Below are 20,034 nucleotides of genomic sequence, written 5' to 3' on the forward strand. Positions count from 1 at the left end.
TTAGAATGCTGTTTTTGCATCAAGCAACTTTTTAGTATTGCAGATAATTTCCCAGTACAGTGGGACGATAAAAATAGTTGAGGTTTTACATGGGACAACTAGAAGCCCTGATTTTTGATGTGGATGGCACCCTGGCTAATACAGAAAAGGATGCCCATCGCGTTGCCTTTAACCGTGCCTTTGCCGATGTCGGTTTGTCCTGGGATTGGTCAGTGGATCTCTATGGCCAGCTCCTGAAGGTGACGGGGGGTAAAGAAAGAATTCGTTTTTACATTGAATCTTGGCAGCCGCAAATGCCAACGGTGAGCGACTTGACTGCTTTTATCAAGGATCTCCACGCTCGCAAAACCCAGCATTACTGCGATTTACTCGCCAATGAAGTTTTGCCCCTACGCCCCGGCGTTAGACGACTGATCCAAGAAGCACGGGATCAAAATATTCGCTTGGCGATCGCCACCACCACCACCCCAGCCAATGTCACTGCCCTATTAACCCATTCCCTGGCCCCCGATGCCATGGATTGGTTTGAGGTGATCGCCGCTGGCGACATGGTACCCCAGAAAAAGCCGGCCCCCGATATCTTTTTCTATGCCCTCGAAAAAATGAATCTCCGGGCCGATCAATGCGTTGCCTTTGAGGATTCCGGTAATGGCTGGCTTTCGTCACGGGGTGCCGGCCTCACCACCGTTGTCACCGTGAATAACTACACCGCTAACCAAGATTTTACGGGGGCCGACCTAGTACTTAGTGATCTGGGCGAACCCGATCAACCCTTTACGGTGCTAGCCGGAGAGGTGGGGACTTGGCCCTATTTTGATGTGACTTTAGCCGCCGAATTACTCAAGCGAAAGAGCAAAAGTTGATTTACCTGATCGGCACTGAAATTATCATCACTGATCAACAGTAAACTTTGGCTGCCATCGGCTAGCTGTGGCCCTAGGGTCATGCCCTCTAGGTTATCGAGGCTAATTCCCAATTGTCGCAGATCCAGTAAGAGGGTTTTCCGCATGGGGACAACGGTCTCTGGATTGCCGGCAAGGGACTCAATGCGGTCGGTGTCGGTGGCATTGCCAATGGTTACCTGGAACAGTTTTGCGCCAACACCTCCAAGGCCATAGCTGCGCTCCAGGCTAAGGAAATAACCTTCCTGGGGGAGGGCAATAATTTCCACCAGGCCATTGGAAAACGTCCCTTGGGGAGCAGGTTCTAGGGGATAGAGATGTTCGGCGATTAACACAGGTTCGCCGATGGGATTGATCACGTAATGCAATAGACGAATGGGCGCCCCCACATTATCAGACCGGGTATCTTGATAAAGGGAAGATTCTGAAGCAACAAAGATCCGAAAGGGGTCAGCGGCGGCTTGGGAAGGGGCAGAAATGGCCAAGGCTTCAAATCCTAAATTGTTGCGTACCCCCCGCTGGCGATCGCCTGTTAGAAAACGCTGGGGAATTCTGAGGGAGGTCAATTCGTGACCTTCGAGGTCAAATTCTTTCACGAAAGGATCAATGGCGGCATCGGTATCTCCCTCGCTGGAAATAAATAATGTATTGTGGGGCGAGAGAACCAATCCTTCTGGGTCAAGGCTCCCTGGGGCAAAGGTTTCACCGTCAGGAGTGGTTAAAGGTGTCATTGCCTTGAGGTTTAGCCCTTGGATTTGGGGAATGGCCCCGGTTTCGTCGATGTCCAGATCGAAGGTATAAAAGCGCGCTGGAGCAAACTGGGAGCGGTCATCACTCAGGGCATAGTAGGCGCCGGTTTGGGCATTGTAATAGAGGGCCGATAAGCCGCCGACGGTCGTCCCTTGAAACTCTGTTTTGGGTAGCCAATATTCATCTAAAAATTCTACGGCTAGGGGCACGAAGGTGCGGGGATTGCTTTCTGCTGGGGGAACAATGGGGGCGCAACCAATCAATAAGCTGCCAATGAGACAAAGTTTGATCCATAAAATGTTTGGCGATCGCCACCAGGAATTTTTCGGCTTCATAACGGCTTTTTGCTTTCCCACAACACAACAAAAAAGAGAGGTGATTTTCCTCCCTTAAACTAGCAGATTATCAAAGTTTGCCCTGGCAATGGCTTGCTCTAGATTTCTCCATAGGCCCGGTCAATGAGCCGCCGGGCAACGGTTTGGGTGCCAGTGTGTTCGTAATAATTGGTACTGAGATCCAAGAAAGCCGCCACATAATCGAGCTTGTTATCGGAAACTTCCACAAACCCTTGGATGTGATCCATGATTTTTTCGGGGGTTAAACCGCGAGCACTGACGAAGCCGCTCATCCAGCCCTGCATGGAGCTAAAACTACGGTTAATAAAGGCCAATTTCCCCGCCGGATTGCCCCCTGGTAAAAATTCTCCAACGCGGCTAAAGGCCGGATTACTATTGAGTTCTCCCGCCGAAAGGTTGTTTAAGGTTCGGTCAATTTTTTGGAGGAAATCCGGCCCCAGGGGAATTAAGCCATCTACACAAATCAGGGTCGCGATCCGCATCAATTCTTCGCCACTATAGTCGGCGATCGCCTTCATGAAATCCCCCAGACTATCCCCCGGAATCCCGTTAATCTGACAGAAACAGGTGATTTCGGCGACAAGCTTGAGACATAAATCAATGGCCTGGGCCTTATCCGCATTGGGGGTTACTTTCTGCATCAAACCGCCCACCAAGGGAATTTTATCGCCCACCTTATTCGCCAGGGCCGCCGCCGCCAAGGCTTTATCTGCCCGATCAACGGTTTGGTAGATCCACATCGCCCGCTGATAACCTTGGGATTTGTCGCTGTAGAGGACAATGGCGCGATCGCGTACCGCTTGAAGGATTGCCGGATCGGTTTCCCGCGTCACAGCTTTGACCATATTGTCGAAGCCAACAATATTTGTCCATTCCCCAGGCACCACAAAATCCAGACCATTTAAAAGCATGGTCGTGAGATTTTTTTCGGGTAACTGATCCATCAATTCCACAATTGAAGCACTCATGAAAAACCTCCTAATTTAGTCAATATCTGGAAAGATTACGGCTGTGGTTTACGAAAAATTGGCTTTATAAACTCGCTAAACCCTGCAGATTCACCTTAGCGAGCCAGGCCTTGCGCTCATCGGGGCCAAAGCTGGCATCCCGGGACATCACTTTCACTTGATAGCGATCGCCGACTAAAACCGCATGGGTATTTGCCCCCTGGGCCACGAGGGGAAAGCCATTAACGGTTTCTTCGGCCTCGGTAAATTTATTGCGGGCGGCAAGATTATTAGCGGTATCCGAGATGGAAATCTTTGCCATTTCCGTACCGTTGAGGGTTAACTTAATTTCCGCAAAACCTTCTTTTTCTTGAGTAAAGACCCGGTCATAGCCCTCGGTTTTGTCCGCCGGGAAAAATTGATTAAAAGCACTGCCCTTTTGGGGCGTTTGGGCCGTCTCCGTTGCCGGGGCGGTGACTTCAGTATTAGCCCCAGGGTTCGGGTCAGGGGGAGGAACCGGAGCATTGCCGCCACAGGCCGTCAGGAACAGTAGACTCGCCAGGAGAAGGGGGGCGATCGCCCGATAGATAGATTGAACACGCATGGGATGATTGGGAAATTTACGCTCACTTGGTTTCAATTTTGAACGCAAATCCCCAGAATCTCCCGAAAAATTAACAATCTAGCAAGAAAGTTACGCCAAAATGCGGGGTTGACGGCCCTTTTGTCCGGTCATGAGCTTGAGCGCAAACAGACGCAAAGGGCTAAATTTCGCCATGATCACCAAACCCATTCGGCGCACCCAGACCACAGGCCAAATCCGGTTGGAAAAAAGACGGTTAAGGAAATCCGTAAAGCCCAAGATCACGAGATTTTCCCGCTTGCGCCACCGTTCATAGCGTTTCAAAACAGCTAAACTTCCGAGATCCTGTCCCCGTTGCTGGGCTTCGATTAAGGTTTGGGCAAGGGCCGCAGCATCACGGATCCCTAAATTGAGACCTTGACCCCCCACCGGATGGCAGCAATGGGCCGCATCTCCCACTAACGCGAGACGCTGATCCACATAGCGATCACCTTGCATCAGTTGCACCGGAAAAACCTGGCGATCGCCAAGCAATTTCAAGCGGCCTAGCTGGGGGCCTGTGTGTTGTTCTAAATGTTCTAGGAAAACGTCAGGGGGCAATTCCTTGAGGCGTTGGGCTTCAGCATGGGGATTCGTCCAGACAATTTGACAACGATTTTCTGTTAGGGGCAAAACTCCCATCGGCCCTGTGCCCCAGAACCGTTCAAAGGCAACGTCATTGCGGGGGGCTTCATGTTCGACAACGCAGGTGACACAGGATTGCCAATATTTCCAACCCCTCGTTTTAATACCAGCCCCTTGGCGCACGAGGGAGCGTGGCCCGTCGGCTCCAACCACCAAAGCCCCTTGAATGTTTAGATTTCCTTGGGTTTCGCTGGATAATTCTACGATCGCCTGATCGGACTGATAGTGAATGGCAGTGACTTGGGCCGGACAAAACCAACGGATATTATCATAGCCCCGCAGAGAAGCCTGGAGGCTTTCAAGGACGACTTGGTGTTGCCCCGAAAAACCGAGAAAGTCTGTTTTGAGATCTTGGCGGGAGAATTTAACGACACCAGAAAAATTTTCGTCTGACAGTTGAATGTTGCGGTATTTGCCACTGCGGGAGGCGATCGCCTCCCAAACCCCCAACTCCTGAAAAAGCCGTTGGGAAAGCAGGGACATTGCATAGGCCCGCTGCCGTTGGGTCACCACATCAAGGGGTTGTGCTTCCACGATGGCGATCCGCAGATCTGTCTGCTTGAGGCAGGCCGCGAGGGTGACCCCGACAATACCGCCACCGACAATGATCACATCAAACCCAAGGTGAGATTTTTCCATTACTGAGCGCGAGAAATGAGGAACTGCTAGGACGTGGCTTGTCCTAAACAAAAGGTAACATTTTCGCTAGAAAGAAGGCTATGGGGTTATTACCCGTGGCGCAGTTGGCGGCGTACCCGCATTAAGACTTTGCCTAGATAATTGCGCCCACTGCCATCGGCACCACAGCCCCAGTAATAGTCCACCGGGGAATTTTCAATAATTTCTGCGTCCTTCGTCGCCAGCAAAATTTGGGCAATGTCAATGTGGGTTTTGAATTTCGTCCAAACCCCTTGCCACATAATTTCTTGCTTAATGTCTTCCCAGTCGGGGCGTTTTGGGTGCTGGGGATCGCGGCCTAAGGCAGCGGCAATTTCGGGGGTCGGGGCAGCGCGAATTTTGTCGATGAGATCTTGTTGATGGGTGGGGAGAAATTTATGGGCTTGGTAGAAATGCTCAACGGTGGGCCAGTTTAGGGCTTCGCAGTGGATCGGATGCAGGGAAAAATTCGAGAAGCAGCCATAGGGGTCATTCGCCTTATAAAAATAAATTGGCTCGGTGTTTGACTCCATCATGACTCCTCTACACAAGCAAAACCTCAGTCATTATAAATTCTCCTCTGGTTGTCTGGCGCTGGGGGCGATCGCCTGGGCGGGGATCTGCGTCAGGGTTTGCCACTCGCGGCCCGTTTCACCGGTGACCACCCAGAGGATTGAGCGGAGTCCATCACGGATACATTTCATGGTCGTTTCAGGGGGATTATCTGACGGGACAGGTACCGGTTTAATGGCAATGCCGTGGGTGCCGAAAACAATACTAGCCACGAGCTTGGCGCGGTGCATGTGATTTTCAGAAGTAATTAGGTAGACGCTATCGATATCCTCGGCTTTAAATTCGTCTACGAGGCTGGTGAAGTTGGTAACGGTATCTTCGGCTTGGTAATCGAGCTGGAGGCGATCGCCTTCGATTTGATAGTTCGCAAAAATCTGGCGGGCATATTCCGGTGGACTACCGGAGGAAACCCAAACTTTTAGATCCGGATGTTCCTGGGCAAATTGGGCAGCAAACCGCTCCCGTTCTTCGTGGCCCCCGAGGACGAAAATGGCCTTAGCTGGCCGTAAAGCTCCCTGGATACGTTGGTAGGCGATCGCCGCACAGGTTAGGCCAATGAGACCAAAAACAAACCAGCGCCGTCGGCAAAACGTTGCTTGCTGCGGTCGGGGCGATCGCTGTCGCGCCACTTTTCTAGGAGAAATAGCCATGCCAAGGAAAAGAGAGAAAGCAAAACATCGCCAATTTTGACATACTCCCCATCCATAACTCTGTTTGGATGGGGATTCTTTAGATCGCTCTAAAGATTTCCTGCTTCACAGCCAGTTGACTAGAACCCGTTACCGAATCCCCCGCCACCTCGACTCCACAGGCATTTTCTCTATCCCGTTGCCCACGGGAATTGATCACTTGAGCCGCTGCAACGTCACGGGGCTTAGTTGACCCACACGCATGACAATGATGCAATCTGTCACTCAGTGTTTTGCGAACTGCACCGCCGCAATCTGGACATTCCTGGCTACTACCGTTCGGGTTGACTTTGGCGTAATATTTATCACGCTTGAAGCAAACCCAAGGCAGTATTTGATTGGTAAATTGCCCAAATCCGGCATCAAGTGTGTGCTTGCCGAGCATCCCTTTTGCTATGATTCGGAAATCCAAATCCTCAATAAAAATGCTATCAGCCTGATCACAGATTCGATGCGCTAGCTTGAAATGCCAATCTTTGCGAGTATCTGCAATCCGTTGATGCACACGGGCGATTTTCTTTAACAACTTTGCACAGTTAACACTTCCTTTCTGCTTATGCTTTAAGCGACGTTGCAGCAATTTCAGCTTGCGGTGTAACTTAGCAAAGAAGCGTGGGCGTTTAACTTGTGTGCCGTCCGAAGTACTGAGAAAATATTCCAGCCCGACATCAATGCCAATGGAATGCCCATAAAACGATGTTTGAGGTACATCCACATCGGCTTGCAAACTCAACATGACAAAGTAACCAGAAGCCTTGCGTACAATCCGCGCTTGCTTGACAACAAACAAGTCTGGGATCTGACGTGACCACCGAACCTTCACCCATCCCAGCTGCGGCAGTTTAATGCCAGCTTGGCTGACGCAGTTTTTCAGCATTTGCGGGAACACAAAACTGCGCATCCGAGCTTGATTCTTGAACCGAGGGAAGCCATGTTTTTTCATTCGCCATTGCTCAAACGCTGTTTCAAGTTTGCGTAAAACTTGCTGCAACATCTGAGCGTTGACCGACCGCAGTGCTTCGATTTCCTTTTTGGCTGTAGTCAAGCGTTTTGCTTGAACGTGGTAATTAGGAAACGGTTCATCAACCGAAATGATGTACTCACGTTCGATTGAGCAAGCGTTAATCGGTGACTTGCGAGAATTCAGCCAGTCTTTACGCTCACGCAAAGCGTAGTTCCAGACTTTGCGGCACACGGTTAATGTGCGCTCAATTTCTGAAACCTGCTCAGCAGTTAGTTTTAGCTTAAATTCCCACGTCATGTTTAGCATATCTACATTTTGACAAATATTTTGTAGACTGTGTATTAAGAACTTAAGCCTTACGGCTTGCTCCGCTACACCACCCCCTAAGCCTGTGGCTATAGGCGGAGTACTGCGGAGTTTTTCTGATAGGCAATGGGTAGAAAGATTTACGGGGAGCATAGCCCCATCTTAGCCCCGCCGCTGGAAGGGTTGTCCCCAGTAGCGCCAACATTCTTTATTAAACGGCGATCGCCACTTCAAGATTAAATCCCGTTCTAGGGCGAGCCGTTGGGGACGGTCTGCCGGGACTGACACATTAAACGCTAAATTGACTGCCACATTCAAGCCGTACTGACGGTGCAAGCTGATGTAGGCATCAATATAGTCTTTGCAATCATGAACCCCTTTCCAGCGTTGCTTAATCGATAATTTTGTTTCCCCCACATAGAGCAGCAACGGCACCGCATGGTCAAGGACGAAGTAAATATTTGCCTGACTTTCCTGGAGGGGATCATAGCGCTCCCGATAGAAGTCCCAGGGCTTCGGCGGTAGGTTAAAAGGGTCAATTTTTTCGGCGTCCCAGTGGTCTGGCTTCGACTGGGTCTCGAAAAGTAAACTGGTTTGGCTTGCGGGGGGATTTTGACGCACATTGTCTTGAAAGTTTTGAATCCGTTGCTTCCATTGCAAGAGGCTTTCTTTGCCCATGGTGAGCCTGGGGACACGCTCGACGCGGTAAGGATTCGGGGCATCGGCCACAGAAAAAAGCTTGAGCTGTTCGTCGGTCATGGGCGGGAGAAAAAATTCACAGGCTCTCCAGTGTAGCAAAGGGGAATCTTAGGCCCGTGTTCCCTGATACCGGATAAATTCGAGGGGCAGCCCATCGGCATCGGCAAGAAACATCACTTCATAAATGCGATCGCCGATCATCTGCTGTTGGGGTTGCAAAAGAATTGTGATCGGTTCCGGGGTCTGTTGTTGTAAATCAGCGAGCCAAGTGGATAAATCTGGGGTGATTTCAGTCAGGTCAAAGGATAGGTGATAGTAACCGACATAATGTTCATCGCCAAAGGCATCGGGGGCGGGCTTTGGTTGGGGGATTTGCATGAGTTCCAGCCGTCCGAGGGGGCCTTTGAGCCAACAGGCGAGGGTATATCCTGTGGTGAACTGGGTTTCCATGGCGAAACCGAGCTGCCCATAAAAGGCGATCGCCCGGTGGATATCTGCAGTGCGAATCGAAGCATGGTGCATGGCTGACTGGTTTAGGTAAAGGACAGATCAATTTTCCCCCAGGGCTAAATCTGTCGCCAAAAATCCCCTGCGTTACCATAGCCATAGTTTTTTGAGTTCTCTTTAGTTTTTTTTAAAAAAGATTTGTGGGGAAAAAGGTATGGGAGCTTGGCGCAATACTTGGGGTTGGCTGTTGTGGGGGAGCCTCTGTTTCTATGGTTCTTTTGCCTATGCCGATGACAGCTTAGGCCATAACTTAAACGCGATTACCGTCAAAACCGCGCCCATGCCCAACGCCAGCACCTCCCTCGCTGCTCTGAAAACAGCACAGGTCATCTACCTCGGCGAACACCACACCAGCGAGGCCGATCACATCGCCCAGTTAGCAATTATCAAAGCTCTCCACGATCATAATCCCCAAGTGGCGATCGCCATGGAAATGTTTCAACGGCCCTTCCAAGCGGTTTTAGATCAATACATCGCCGGGGAAATTAGCGAAGCTGAACTGGTCGCCCAAACGGAATATGAAACCCGTTGGGGTTTTGACTGGGAATTGTACGCGCCAATTCTCCGCTTTGCCCAGGAAAAGCAAATTCCAGTGATCGCCCTCAATGCCCCCAATGAAGTGGTGCGTCAGGTGTCCTCAGCCGGTTTGGATAGCTTAGAGGCTGCCGATTATGAATATTTACCGCCCCGTGACGAACTGGATCTGAGCAACGAAAGCTATCAAGCTCTCCTCCAGGATGCTTTCACAGGCCATGGTCAGCATGGCAATTTTGATTTTGATGATTTCTTCGCGGCCCAGGTGGTCTGGGATGAAACCATGGCTGAGGCGATCGCCAATTTTGCTCAAAATAACCCCAAGACCCAAATCATTACCCTCGCTGGTCAAGGCCATGTCATTTATGGCTATGGCATTCCTGAGCGGGTGCAACGTCGCCTCGGCGAAAATCTAAAACAGCAGATCGTTTTACTCAATCCCAATCCTGGCCTCACCCCAACACCAGAGGTTGCTGATCTCTTTTGGTGGACAGAAGCGCCAACCATGCCAGGGGCTACGCATCTAAAATAAAACCAGAGTCAGCAAGGATTTTAAGTAAAAAACCATTGTCCATGGCAGCCTTGTAACGCTTCATGGTGAGGCTGGTTTGAGAAGTCTCCTGACGAAGCAGATTCAACGTGAACCGCCTCATTAGGCTCATATTACGAGCCGAATGACCTTGGCGAATTCGAGAATTATCTTCTCCAAAGACCACGTCAAGACACCAATGAAGCTGATTTTCAATTCCCCAGTGATTGCGAATATGACTGGCAAACTCCTGATTTGTCGCTTCTATAGAACTGATAAAGAAGCGGATTTCGTGAGTAGTCTTATGCCAAAGTTGACGAGTTCCTTCCACAATGACGATGGTACGGAGTTGCTGCCAAGGCTCCCGTAACTCTTGAGGCAAAACATGAGATGCTGGAATTTGCCAGATTGTTCTGGTTTCTAGACGCTGATGTCCCTTCTCCGTCTGATGCCATCCCGTTTCTCGCCATTCTTTGGCAGATTCTCTTTGCTTTTCAAACCCAGGTTTTTTACTGCTTTAAACAATCTACCCTGGTTGCCCTTGAGAGCCAGAATATAGTCTGCTTTAGCTTGACAAATCTGTTGGGCGATTTTCTTTTGAGTGCCCATGGCATCGATGGTCACAATACATCCTTTGAGCTCTAGTTGTGCGAGTAGTTGAGGAATGGCTGTAATTTCATTGGATTTTGTTTCCACAGCCTCTTGTCCTAACACTAGACGAGATGACGTTGCCCAAGCACTGACCAGTTGTAGGTCTTTAATGCCTTTTTCCCTATCGTAGGAGCCTCGTGAAGCTTTTCCATCTATGGCAATGACCTGAGCTGAGAGCTTTCCTGCTATTGTCCCTACCCAGTTGCGAAATTCTGCTTCTAATTGTTCTGAGTCTAATCTGGCAAATACCCTGGCAAAAGTATCATGGGAGGGGATGCCGTTGGGCAACTCGAGAAATTGCCTGAGCCATTCTTCTTTGGAATTTCCATAGGTTTCGATTCCTACCCAACTATCGGCTCCTGATATAGTGGCAAAAAGAGCGATAACGATGATATCGACTAAGTAGTGTGCCCGTGTACGTTCTACTCTTGGGTCTTCTATTTCTCCAAAGTGCTTGTCAATACTGGCTTTGAGAACTTCGTTGTTAAATAGGGATGCCATTCTTTTCACATTTTTCCTCTTTCCTCCTTTCTACACCTTTTTTTAGATGCGTAGCCCCTGCCAACCATGCCCTAACCACCGCTAATTTTCGCCTTGTAACCTTGATCAAGGAGGAATGCGAGAATCGACTGGCGGTGATCCCCTTGAATTTCCAGGGTATTGTCTTTAAGGGTGCCACCGGAGCCGCATTTATTTTTTAGCTGCTTTAAGAGTTTTTGTAACGTCTCTGGGGAATGTTGTAATCCTGCAATCACAGTCACAGTCTTGCCCTTACGACCAGAACGGCTCGCTTGGATGCGGGGACTTTGTTGTTGGGGCGGCAGATCGATAATCTCCGGGGTATCGTCTGCGACGGTGTTACCAAATTCTTGATAGACAACTTTTTTGCGTGCCATCGTTCAAATTCAATCGCTTGGGTGTACTTGTCCATAGCTTACGGGTTTTATGGTTCGTTGCGTCATTACCCGTTTAAAAATCATACCGACCACAAAAAAAGAGCGACAGGGCCGCCCTTGGTGAACTGGATTCCATCAATATCCTTGTGGTGGGCCAGGTACAGCCCGAGAAAACTTGACCAAAACTGCTTTCAGGAAAGAGAAAAATGGTGTGGTAAAACCCAACAGAGAATCGGGGTCAAAATTATAAACGCAACCGTAAAAATCCCAATAATTTCAACAGCGAGAAGTCCTTCATTCATGGCGATCGCCTCTTAAATGTGACGAATTAATCACATCTTCAGTGTAACCTGACTTTCCTAGCCGCCGAACCGGACTCTTAGCCTGAAATCAGGACCGTAACGCCAATGAGCGCCACCACCAGTACACCTCCTAAAATACCAATAACCAGCAAATTTTTTTGTTCTTTGGCTGTTTTTGCCTCTGCTTGGTACATTTTGGGCTCTTGGGCAAAATTATTCAGCTTACCGTCTTCATCTTCCATGTAGCGCATGGTGGCTCCTTCAAATTTGTCAATCTTTAAATCCCCAGGGGATTCGATCATCATAGGAACCTAACTTTATAGCTATCAATAAAACTCAACAAAAGTTAAGCTGCCTAAGCACCCATGCCAGAGTAATGTTTCAAACCTTTGCGCCAAAAGTAGCGATTAAGACCATAGAAAATCAGGCTCCAAACGCCCATGACAATGAAGCCTTCGGTGAGGCGCACCGGCAACCCCATTAAAATCGCTGAAGGAAAATACACCACATAGGGAAAAGGGGTCAACAGGGCAATTTCCTTCATTAAAGGGGGAAAGGTTTCGAGGGGAGCGATATAGCCAGACAGGAAAATATAAAACAAAAACCAAATTTGTTCGATGGCACTGGCCCGTTCCACCCAAAAAGCCGCCATAGCAAAAGTGTATTGCAACAGAAAACGAAGACCAAAGGCGATCGCCGCTGTGAGAATACAGAGCAACACCTGGGTTAGACTCGGTACCCAAAAAGCTTGGGGATAAAGGGCGAAAAACAAGAGTACCAGGGCAATACTAAAGGGCAAGCGCGCAAACCGTTCTGACACATGGCTCGCAAAGTGCCGCCAGACGGGGTCAATGGGCTGGAGCAGGGCAAAGGACAGTTTTCCCTGGGAGACTTCCTTTTCAAATTCCCAGATTACCCAGACGAGGGTCAGTTGGCGAATAAAAAAGACAGCGATAAAGTAGCGGGCGAATTCAATCGCAGACAGGGGCAACTCTACTTGGTTGGAGGCTTCTGTCCACACCCCCAACAGGATAATCGGCAAGGATGAGTTGAGCACCCAAAAAAATAGCTCGGCCCGATATTCCACCATGTAGGCATAGTAGGTGGTGAATAAAACCTGTGCTTTTCGGAACGGCGATCGCACCATAGTCTCCTAGAAAAAAGTCGCTTTTATCATAGGCTGAAAGTTTAACCTATGGCCGAGTTTTGTACCCCGCAGAAAAGTCTGAGCCATTTGTGTTATGGTCAAAAAAGAAGTTTAAGTAATCACCATAAAATCCGATGCGCATCAAAAGTTGGGAAAGTCCCCGGCGTCGGGGTCGTAATGACAAAGGCAAAGGCGGCGCGGCTCGTCAACGGCAACTGAAAAAACGCAATAAAATGCTCAAAAACAAGCTCAAGGGCAATGACCACGGAGGGGAAATTCATCCCCTCTTTTTTATGGCTTCTACGACCCACTCAGATAACAATTAACGAGGCGATCGCCCCCGGTTAATTTCACCAGTCTTTGTCCCGCGCTATCCTTTTCAGCCAAGTTAAATTTACTTAAGGGCAACAGGTCGAGATTTTCTTGGGCATCTTTTACTAGTAGGGAGTCCTGCTGATCGGGCACAAAGAGATCCAGCAAGAGGTCTGTTTTCGACTCAAAACGCATTACATGGTTGCCCATATCGCCCCGTTTACCAAGCCGTAAGCTGCTGGCGGCTAATTTTTTGCCGTAACCTTCTTCGGAAATCAGATAAAGTTCACTGTTTCGCTGGCAGGGCACACAGGCGACAATTTGTTCGTTAAATCGCAGGCGGAGGGCTTGGTTCCCTTGGGAAGTGCGACCCATGACGGGAATTTCGGAGTCGTTGACGGGTAAATGTAAAACGCGTCCACTGCTGACGGCGATCGCCACCTGATCTCCCCCTTTGACAAAGCAAGCAAATTTGAGGGTGTCCTTGTCTTTGAGCTTAATCAGACTCAAACCACGGCTGGTAAAACTGTCTAATTCCACCGCTGGTAAACGCTTAATTCGTCCCTGGGCCGTAAGTAACAGTAAATCGTATGCTGCTAAATTATCGGGCAGCAAAAACTGGGTAATGGGTTGATGATTGTCTCGTAGGGCGTGATCCGGCAATAAATCAACTAATTGGGATTTATCTCGCTGCTCTTGGTAGGGCAAATCGGCGATCGCCACCGGAAAGGCTTTCCCTTGATCGGTGCAGACAATTAAATTTTCCTGGCTGCCAATCTGCGCCTTAAAAATAGTCGGTTCCTCATCCAATAACCCCGCATCATCATTGCCCCAGTACACCCCCCCCGACGCGGCGATCGCCACATGGGAAGTCTCCGTCAATTGCGGCAGCAATGTGAGGGCAGGCTCCTCTTTTTTGCGGGATTTTCGTTTTTTCTTCGGGGTTTCTGGTGCGGCGGCGGGATCAGCATTGGCCGGAGCAGATTTCGCCTCTGGTGCTGGGGTCTCCGGTAAACGGGTACGACGCGGATCGGCAAATTTTCGTTTTAAACTGCGCAATTCCCGCTTGAGTGCCTTTAACAACTCATGGCGATCGCCCAACAGTTTATTCAATTTGGCAATTTCTGTAGTCAGTTCTGCAAATTCCTGTTCCAGTTTTTGGCGTTCCAAACCCGTTAAGCGCCGCATGGGCATTGCTAAAATTGCATCGGACTGACTTTCACTAAACCCCAGTTCTCCTTGGAACTGCTGTTTTGCTGTGGTGCCATCCGCCGCGTTGCGCAAAATTTCAATAACTGCGTCCAAATTATTCAGCGCGAGCAATAACCCCTCCACCGAATGTTGTCGGGTTTCCTTTTGGGCCAACTCATACTCATACTGACGGGTGAGGGTCTCGACGCGAAATTTAAGGAATTCCTGCAAAATCGCTTTTAATGATAACTGACGGGGCTGATTATCCACTAGAGATAACAAAATCGCCCCAAAATTCGACTGGAGCGCCGTTTTTTTATAGAGCAGTTTCAAAATCTGTTCCGGTTCTGCATCCCGCTTCAGTTCAATCACCACCCGCATCCCTTGGCGATCGCTCTCATCCCGAATATCCGAAATCCCCGAAATTTTGCCATCGTTCACCAGATCCGCCAACTTTTCGATCCAGCCTGCCTTATTCACTTGGTAAGGCAGTTCCGTCACCACTAGCGCATTCACATCCCGTTTTCGTTTCTTACCCACCTGCAGCACTTCCAAGTGGACAATGCCCCGCATCGGAATAATTCCTCGTCCCGTCCGGTAAGCGTCACGTACCCCAGCGAGATCAACGATCTCACCTCCCGTCGGAAAATCCGGTGCCGGGATCACTTCCCATAATTTTTCATCTTCAATGTCAGGCCGATCAATCAGGGTAATCAACCCATCCACCACTTCCCCTAAATTGTGCGGCGGCATATTCGTGGCCATGCCCACCGCAATCCCCGATGAACCGTTCAGCAACAGCACTGGCAACTGCACTGGTAAGACAACAGGCTCTTGCTGAGACCCATCGAAATTGTCCGTAAAATCAACGATATCTTCGCTAATCTGCGCCAACATCGCCTCAAAACTGAGGGGTGATAACCGTGTTTCGGTATAACGCATCGCCGCTGGCGGATCATTATCAATGGAGCCAAAATTTCCATGGCCTGCCAACAACGGATAGCGCGTTGAAAAATCCTGTACCAACCGTACCAAGGCATCATAAACGGACTGATCGCCATGGGGATGGTACTTCCCCAACACATCCCCGACGACCCGCGCACATTTCCGGTAAGGACGATCCGGACTTAAGCCTAACTCATACATTGCATACAAAATTCGGCGATGCACTGGTTTAAGGCCGTCCCGCACATCTGGCAAGGCGCGTCCAACGATCACACTCATCGCATATTCCAGATAGGACTGTTCCATTTCCACATGGAGCGCTGTTGGGATAATGTGACCGGACTGGAGCAGATCAAGTTGTTGTGCCATGAATTTATGCTAGTTGGACAATAATGGAGAACGCTGTTTTCAAGGAATATACTGTTGATTCTTAAATCTTTACAAGCGTTTGCATCTTTTTCACCATAAAGGCATAGGGTTCTCTGTCGCAAAAAACATTGTTATGGATTCGCCTTGCTTTGGGTAAAAATAAATTATGCGATGTCTTTAATTTAAGGGTGTGATAGTCAAGGCGGCAGAGATGATATATTGTGCTTCTGCTTAGCGACCCGAAAGACTCAGTTATTACGCCACAATGAATGTCAGAGTTGATTGTTTGCAGTTATCCCTAATCTCAAGAAAGTAGTTATGGCCACAATATTGATAGTTGAAGATGATCCGATTAATGTGCGTGTTTTCAGCACGATTTTGAAAAAGCGAGGCCAGTTTGAGGTGCTCTGCTCTGAGGATGTCGGGGAAATTATGGCCTTAACGTCAGCGGGAAAGGTTGATCTGGTGATGATGGACGTCTCTTTGACGGCGAGCCTCTATGAAGGGGAGTCAGTTGATGGGATTCGGATTACCCAAATGCTTAAGGCGGATCCCCAGACGAAGAACATTCCAGTTATTTTAGTGACGGCCCACGCAATGCAAGGCGATCGCGAAACGTTTCTCAGCAAGAGTGGGGCTGAGGATTATATTTCTAAGCCAGTGGTTAATTATGATGATTTTTTGCAGCAGATTCGTCGCCTGATTGGGGAGTAAAACTTGGCGATCGCCTTTTTTGAGATTTAGCAAAAATCCGTTACGTCCAACACTCTACAACACCTGTGATCGCAGTAGGGCGACGGGCAGATAAACCATTTTCTTCGCCGTCGGCACATAGGCACGGCGGTTAAAAACATCGTAGTCGTTTTTCTCGATGATATCGAGGATCCCTTGGTACAGCATCAAGGCAGACCACACCGGCCAACGGGCATCGGGGTGGAGGGCTCGAATCCCCCGCTCGGCAATTTGATAATAGTGGCGGGCCCGCTTAATTTGGAATTTCATCAGCGATCGCCACCGCTCATCAATCACTCCAGCAAACAAATCCTTTTCAGAATAATTAAATAGCGCTAAATCTTCTAGGGGAAGGTAAATGCGACCGCGACCCCGGTCTTCCCCCACATCCCTGAGAATATTTGTTAATTGGTTGGCAATCCCAAGGGCGATCGCCTCCTCTGTTGGCATTTGAGCCTGAATTTGACTATTCCAGGGAGCCGTATTTGTGCGATTTTCTAAACCCATAACCGCTCCGGACATCAGACCCACCGTTCCAGCGACTCGATAGCAATAAAGCTCTAGGTCTTCAAACGTTTCATAGCGACTCCGGTACAAATCCATGCGCTGCCCAGCAATCATGTCCCGAAAGGGCTGGATATCGAGGGGGAAACGGTTCAAGCTGTCCACCAGAGCCACATCTGGATCCGCAACCGGTTGCCCCGCAAATACAGATTCAAGATCCCGTTCCCACTGATCGAGGGTTTCTGGGGTGGTATTGACTGCCTCTGGCCCATCAACCAGTTCATCGGTGCGGCGACACCAGACATAAATGGCCCAAATCGCCTCGCGCTTTTCCTTGGGCATGAGGAGAGTGCCTAGGTAAAACGTCTTAGAATACATCGCCGTAACAGTACGACAATATTCGTAGGCCTCTTCACGGGAAATGAAGGATGAGGCAGTGGGTGGAGAAGGTTGAAGTCTAGACAATTGCAGCATGCGTTGCGGGCGAAGTGTCTGGGGAGTCGTTTCCGGGCCTCCCCGTGGGCAAAAAAAGCCATAATGATTGTCGCATTGTACGAGTCAAATGGGAAATTAATCTTAATTTTGTCAAGAAGTCTCCCACAGACTGATTTTATGCGGCAACGGAAACAGTGGTGGCCTGGTCAGCAAGGGTGGTTTCAGCCGCTTTAGCAACGGCTTGGGCGGTGAGTTTCCCGGAGAGGACAGCTCCTTCCATGCTGGCGAGATAGCGCTGCATTGTGTAGTCCCCAGTGAGGAAGAAGTTGGAGATGGGCGTCTCTTGGGAAGGACGGTGATCTTGGCGACCGGGGGTTGACTTGTAGACAGAGCGGGGGGTTTTCACCACATGGTACTTCAAAAGCTTGGCTTGATTATCGCCCGTAAAGTCATCGGGGAAGAGTTGTTTTAATTCTTCCATGGTGGCGGCGATGATCTCTTCGTCGGACTTGCTGATCCAGTCTTTTGCGGGGGCTAAGACCAACTCCAACATGGATTTGTCGCTATAGTAACCACGGCAAGTATTACTCATGTCGGCATAGACGCTAAGGAGGGGCGATCGCGAGAAAAGGAGGTGATCCACATCGGTTAATTTGCGATCAAACCACATATGCAGGTTGATGACCGGAACTCCTTCGAGGCCATCCAGTTTCTGGAAAAAGGGCATTTCTTTCCAGGGGTTCGGCAACATTACCTTGAGTGGATCGACGGGCATTGCTGAAACGTAGGCATCGGCGGCAAAAAATTCGTCTTCGGCCCCATTTAAGCCGCGCAGGAGAAAGCCTTTTACAGAACCGTCATCGTTGAGTTGAATTTCCTTGAGGGGACGATTGAGATGAACTTCGCCGCCCCGCTCGGTGATGTAGTCCACAATGGGTTGGCATAAACGCTCTGTGGGGGAGCCATCGAGGAACGCCATTTTCGAGCCGTTCTTTTCTTGGAGGAAGCGGTTCAGGGCGGTGAGCAAAATGGTGGCAGAAATTTCGTCGGGGTTGATAAAGTTCAGCGCCTTAGACATGGCGATAAAAACTTCCTTTTCGACCCGTTCTGGAATGCCCTGTTTTTTCATCCATTCGGACCAGGAATATTGATCCATTTCTTCGACATATTTTTGACCTTGGACCATCGCCGGAATTAAGCCGATGCCAAATTTGATTTTTTCTTCCCAGGTGAGCATGTCGTTGTTGCGGAGGATGGCAAACACGCCGTTGATGGGAGCGGGCAGATCGGGAAAGTCAAACCGGGAATAGGTTCCGGGGGCATCGGGTTGGTTGAAGATCATCGTGTGTTCTTTCCACTGCAGACGATCTTCGATGTCGAGTTCTTTGAATAGTTGGAGCATATTGGGATAAGCGCCGAAAAAGATATGTAGACCAGTTTCATACCAGTCACCATCTTCGTCTTGCCATGCGGCGACTTTGCCACCGAGAACGTCTCTTCTTTCGAGGACAATCGGAGTATGTCCTGCATCAACAAGGTATTTCGCACAGGATAATCCTGCTAATCCGGCTCCGGCGATCGCAACTCGCATGGTGAAGGGCTTCCTACTCTAACGAACGACAACTAAAAATTAGCTGTTGTTCATTATACTTTGCAATTCGTTACATTTGCGTTTTTCTCCAGAAATCCCTTGATTTTCAACAAAATCAACCGTCTGATTTGTCGCAAGGGCGATCGCCTTTATGCGGCCCTCAGTTATCTACATCGGGAAAAATAGGGTCGGGAACCAACTGCGGTGCAACAAATCGCTGGCATAGCTATGCACCGTGAGTTCCAGGAGTTGATTGCGGGGTTTGCTGGCGATGGCGATCGCACTGATATCTTCTTTGACGGCAATATCAAGGGTTTCACTGAGGGGATTGCCAATTTTAACGGCGGTTTTGACCGTCAGTCCCAGGGCTTCTAGCTCTTCTTTGACCTTCGCCAGTTTTTCCTCGGCCTCCTTTTGCAGATATTCAATCTGAATCCGCTGGATACCAGAATTATCGAGGACAGACAACAAAAAACAATTGGCGATCGCCCCTTGGGGCGCATCTTGCGCAAAAGCCTTAACCTGTTCAACCAGATACTTCGCTTCATCACTGCCATTGTAGGGAAGCAGCAGATATCGCCACAGATGGCGGCAACGCAGCGCCAACTCCTCACGGGTGTAGGTCGAGACAATCTGGGGCCGGAGGATCATGATCGGCTTTTTGAGAGATTTAATCAGGCCCAGGCTCGTGCTACCGAACATTTTTTCTTGGACTAAATTTTTGATGGGGGTGCCCACCAAGATGACATCACATTGATATTGCTCAATGACTTGGGGAATATTATCAAGGGCATTCCCAGAAACAATTTCTACTTTTACATCTGCACCAGCCGGCACCTGAGTTAGGGCCTTGGAAAGATGGGCTTGGGCAGCGGCAACCTTTTCTTTGTCAATGCGGGGGATATTACCTTCCGTCCAGAGGGGCACACTATGAAAAAAAACAATCCGGGATAGTCCTCCCTGTACCAGATTTGCGATGCAGCCAGTGAGTCGATCTAAGCCATCGGAAAAATCTGTACAGACTAAGGCGCTATGAAACATGGCAATATCGCTAAAACTTGTGGGATAAGAATCAAAATTTTCTTTACGGTAGCACTTCTCTCTCAGGATGTTGAACTGCAATTCAATAAATCATTTGGAATTTTTTCCCTACCCCCGCATCCCTAGCATGATGCTTTCGTGATCAGGCTCGAGAAGGAGGCCAGTGAAAAATATTCACGTTTACCAGTGGATGCTTTGGGTCAGAATAAACCTAACTTTTAATGCTGTTTCCAGCGTT

20 protein-coding genes and 1 pseudogene are annotated in these 20,034 nt (G+C 49.3%); 4 read left to right on the plus strand and 17 right to left on the minus strand.

Annotated elements, in window-relative coordinates:
* Positions 1-89 precede the first annotated feature (89 nt).
* The gene (locus AWQ21_RS08810; RefSeq protein ID WP_065714219.1) at positions 90-863 is read left to right on the plus strand and encodes an HAD family hydrolase; all 774 of its coding nucleotides are present in this window, start codon (positions 90-92) and stop codon (positions 861-863) included.
* Here the strand turns inward: AWQ21_RS08810 and AWQ21_RS08815 are convergent.
* From AWQ21_RS08815 to AWQ21_RS08855, 9 genes are all read right to left on the minus strand, one after another.
* Positions 809-1,987: an esterase-like activity of phytase family protein gene (locus tag AWQ21_RS08815; protein WP_065714220.1), complete on the minus strand. Its 1,179-nt coding sequence runs from the start codon at positions 1,985-1,987 to the stop codon at positions 809-811. The two genes, AWQ21_RS08810 and AWQ21_RS08815, sit on opposite strands and share 55 nt — an antisense overlap.
* Positions 1,988-2,085: 98 nt before the next feature.
* Positions 2,086-2,976 (minus strand): hypothetical protein, encoded by an 891-nt coding sequence (locus tag AWQ21_RS08820; RefSeq protein WP_065714221.1) that lies wholly within the window; start codon positions 2,974-2,976, stop codon positions 2,086-2,088.
* Between the two features lie 64 nt (positions 2,977-3,040).
* Positions 3,041-3,559 (minus strand): hypothetical protein, encoded by a 519-nt coding sequence (locus AWQ21_RS08825; RefSeq protein ID WP_065714222.1) that lies wholly within the window; start codon positions 3,557-3,559, stop codon positions 3,041-3,043.
* A gap of 90 nt (positions 3,560-3,649) precedes the next feature.
* The gene (locus AWQ21_RS08830) at positions 3,650-4,861 is read right to left on the minus strand and encodes an FAD-dependent hydroxylase (protein WP_065714223.1); all 1,212 of its coding nucleotides are present in this window, start codon (positions 4,859-4,861) and stop codon (positions 3,650-3,652) included.
* A gap of 89 nt (positions 4,862-4,950) precedes the next feature.
* Entirely contained in the window at positions 4,951-5,415 is a 465-nt protein-coding gene (locus tag AWQ21_RS08835) for an NADAR family protein (RefSeq protein ID WP_065714224.1), read from the minus strand.
* A 30-nt stretch (positions 5,416-5,445) separates the two neighbouring features.
* The gene (locus tag AWQ21_RS08840) at positions 5,446-6,102 is read right to left on the minus strand and encodes a YdcF family protein (RefSeq protein ID WP_065714225.1); all 657 of its coding nucleotides are present in this window, start codon (positions 6,100-6,102) and stop codon (positions 5,446-5,448) included.
* A gap of 79 nt (positions 6,103-6,181) precedes the next feature.
* Positions 6,182-7,411 (minus strand): RNA-guided endonuclease TnpB family protein, encoded by a 1,230-nt coding sequence (locus AWQ21_RS08845; protein ID WP_065714226.1) that lies wholly within the window; start codon positions 7,409-7,411, stop codon positions 6,182-6,184.
* Between the two features lie 162 nt (positions 7,412-7,573).
* Positions 7,574-8,170, minus strand: a complete 597-nt coding sequence (locus tag AWQ21_RS08850) for a hypothetical protein (protein WP_065714227.1) — start codon at positions 8,168-8,170, stop codon at positions 7,574-7,576.
* Between the two features lie 48 nt (positions 8,171-8,218).
* Entirely contained in the window at positions 8,219-8,632 is a 414-nt protein-coding gene (locus AWQ21_RS08855; RefSeq protein ID WP_065714228.1) for a VOC family protein, read from the minus strand.
* A gap of 139 nt (positions 8,633-8,771) precedes the next feature.
* Here AWQ21_RS08855 and AWQ21_RS08860 point away from each other — a divergent pair, with 139 nt between their 5' ends.
* Positions 8,772-9,683 carry a ChaN family lipoprotein gene (locus AWQ21_RS08860; RefSeq protein WP_065714229.1) on the plus strand — a complete coding sequence of 304 codons (912 nt, stop codon included), beginning with the start codon at positions 8,772-8,774 and terminating at the stop codon, positions 9,681-9,683.
* On the opposite strand, the pseudogene AWQ21_RS08865 reads toward AWQ21_RS08860, so the two are convergent.
* The 4 genes and pseudogenes from AWQ21_RS08865 to AWQ21_RS08880 all read right to left on the minus strand — a co-directional run bounded on the left by AWQ21_RS08865 (position 9,667) and on the right by AWQ21_RS08880 (position 12,676).
* Positions 9,667-10,832, minus strand: a pseudogene (locus AWQ21_RS08865) (ISAs1 family transposase). The gene AWQ21_RS08860 and the pseudogene AWQ21_RS08865 overlap by 17 nt on opposite strands.
* A gap of 71 nt (positions 10,833-10,903) precedes the next feature.
* Positions 10,904-11,227, minus strand: a complete 324-nt coding sequence (locus AWQ21_RS08870) for a translation initiation factor (RefSeq protein ID WP_065714230.1) — start codon at positions 11,225-11,227, stop codon at positions 10,904-10,906.
* Between the two features lie 379 nt (positions 11,228-11,606).
* Entirely contained in the window at positions 11,607-11,834 is a 228-nt protein-coding gene (gene psb34 / locus AWQ21_RS08875; RefSeq protein WP_065714231.1) for a photosystem II assembly protein Psb34, read from the minus strand.
* A 50-nt stretch (positions 11,835-11,884) separates the two neighbouring features.
* A complete protein-coding gene (locus AWQ21_RS08880; protein ID WP_065710975.1) occupies positions 11,885-12,676 on the minus strand; it encodes an ABC-2 family transporter protein in 792 nt (263 codons plus the stop codon).
* A gap of 134 nt (positions 12,677-12,810) precedes the next feature.
* On the opposite strand from AWQ21_RS08880, the gene AWQ21_RS08885 reads away from it, so the two are divergent.
* A complete protein-coding gene (locus AWQ21_RS08885) occupies positions 12,811-13,002 on the plus strand; it encodes a hypothetical protein (RefSeq protein WP_065714232.1) in 192 nt (63 codons plus the stop codon).
* On the opposite strand, the gene AWQ21_RS08890 is transcribed toward AWQ21_RS08885, so the two are convergent.
* On the minus strand, positions 12,977-15,493 hold the full coding sequence (locus AWQ21_RS08890; protein ID WP_065714233.1) for a DNA topoisomerase (ATP-hydrolyzing) subunit A: 2,517 nt from the start codon (positions 15,491-15,493) through the stop codon (positions 12,977-12,979). The genes AWQ21_RS08885 and AWQ21_RS08890 overlap by 26 nt on opposite strands.
* Before the next feature lie 318 nt (positions 15,494-15,811).
* On the opposite strand from AWQ21_RS08890, the gene AWQ21_RS08895 reads away from it, so the two are divergent.
* Complete coding sequence (locus AWQ21_RS08895; protein ID WP_065714234.1) at positions 15,812-16,207, plus strand: response regulator; 396 nt, start codon at positions 15,812-15,814, stop codon at positions 16,205-16,207.
* 54 nt (positions 16,208-16,261) lie between these two features.
* Here the strand turns inward: AWQ21_RS08895 and crtB are convergent, their stop codons facing one another.
* The 3 genes from crtB to AWQ21_RS08910 form a co-directional block, all read right to left on the minus strand.
* Positions 16,262-17,203: a 15-cis-phytoene synthase CrtB gene (gene crtB / locus AWQ21_RS08900; protein WP_065714235.1), complete on the minus strand. Its 942-nt coding sequence runs from the start codon at positions 17,201-17,203 to the stop codon at positions 16,262-16,264.
* 136 nt (positions 17,204-17,339) lie between these two features.
* Positions 17,340-18,755, minus strand: a complete 1,416-nt coding sequence (pds, locus tag AWQ21_RS08905; RefSeq protein ID WP_065714236.1) for a 15-cis-phytoene desaturase — start codon at positions 18,753-18,755, stop codon at positions 17,340-17,342.
* A gap of 168 nt (positions 18,756-18,923) precedes the next feature.
* The gene (locus AWQ21_RS08910; protein ID WP_065715282.1) at positions 18,924-19,796 is read right to left on the minus strand and encodes a universal stress protein; all 873 of its coding nucleotides are present in this window, start codon (positions 19,794-19,796) and stop codon (positions 18,924-18,926) included.
* Between the last annotated feature and the right edge of the window lie 238 nt (positions 19,797-20,034).

This window comes from Picosynechococcus sp. PCC 7003 (assembly GCF_001693255.1).
Lineage (GTDB): Bacteria > Cyanobacteriota > Cyanobacteriia > Cyanobacteriales > MRBY01 > MRBY01.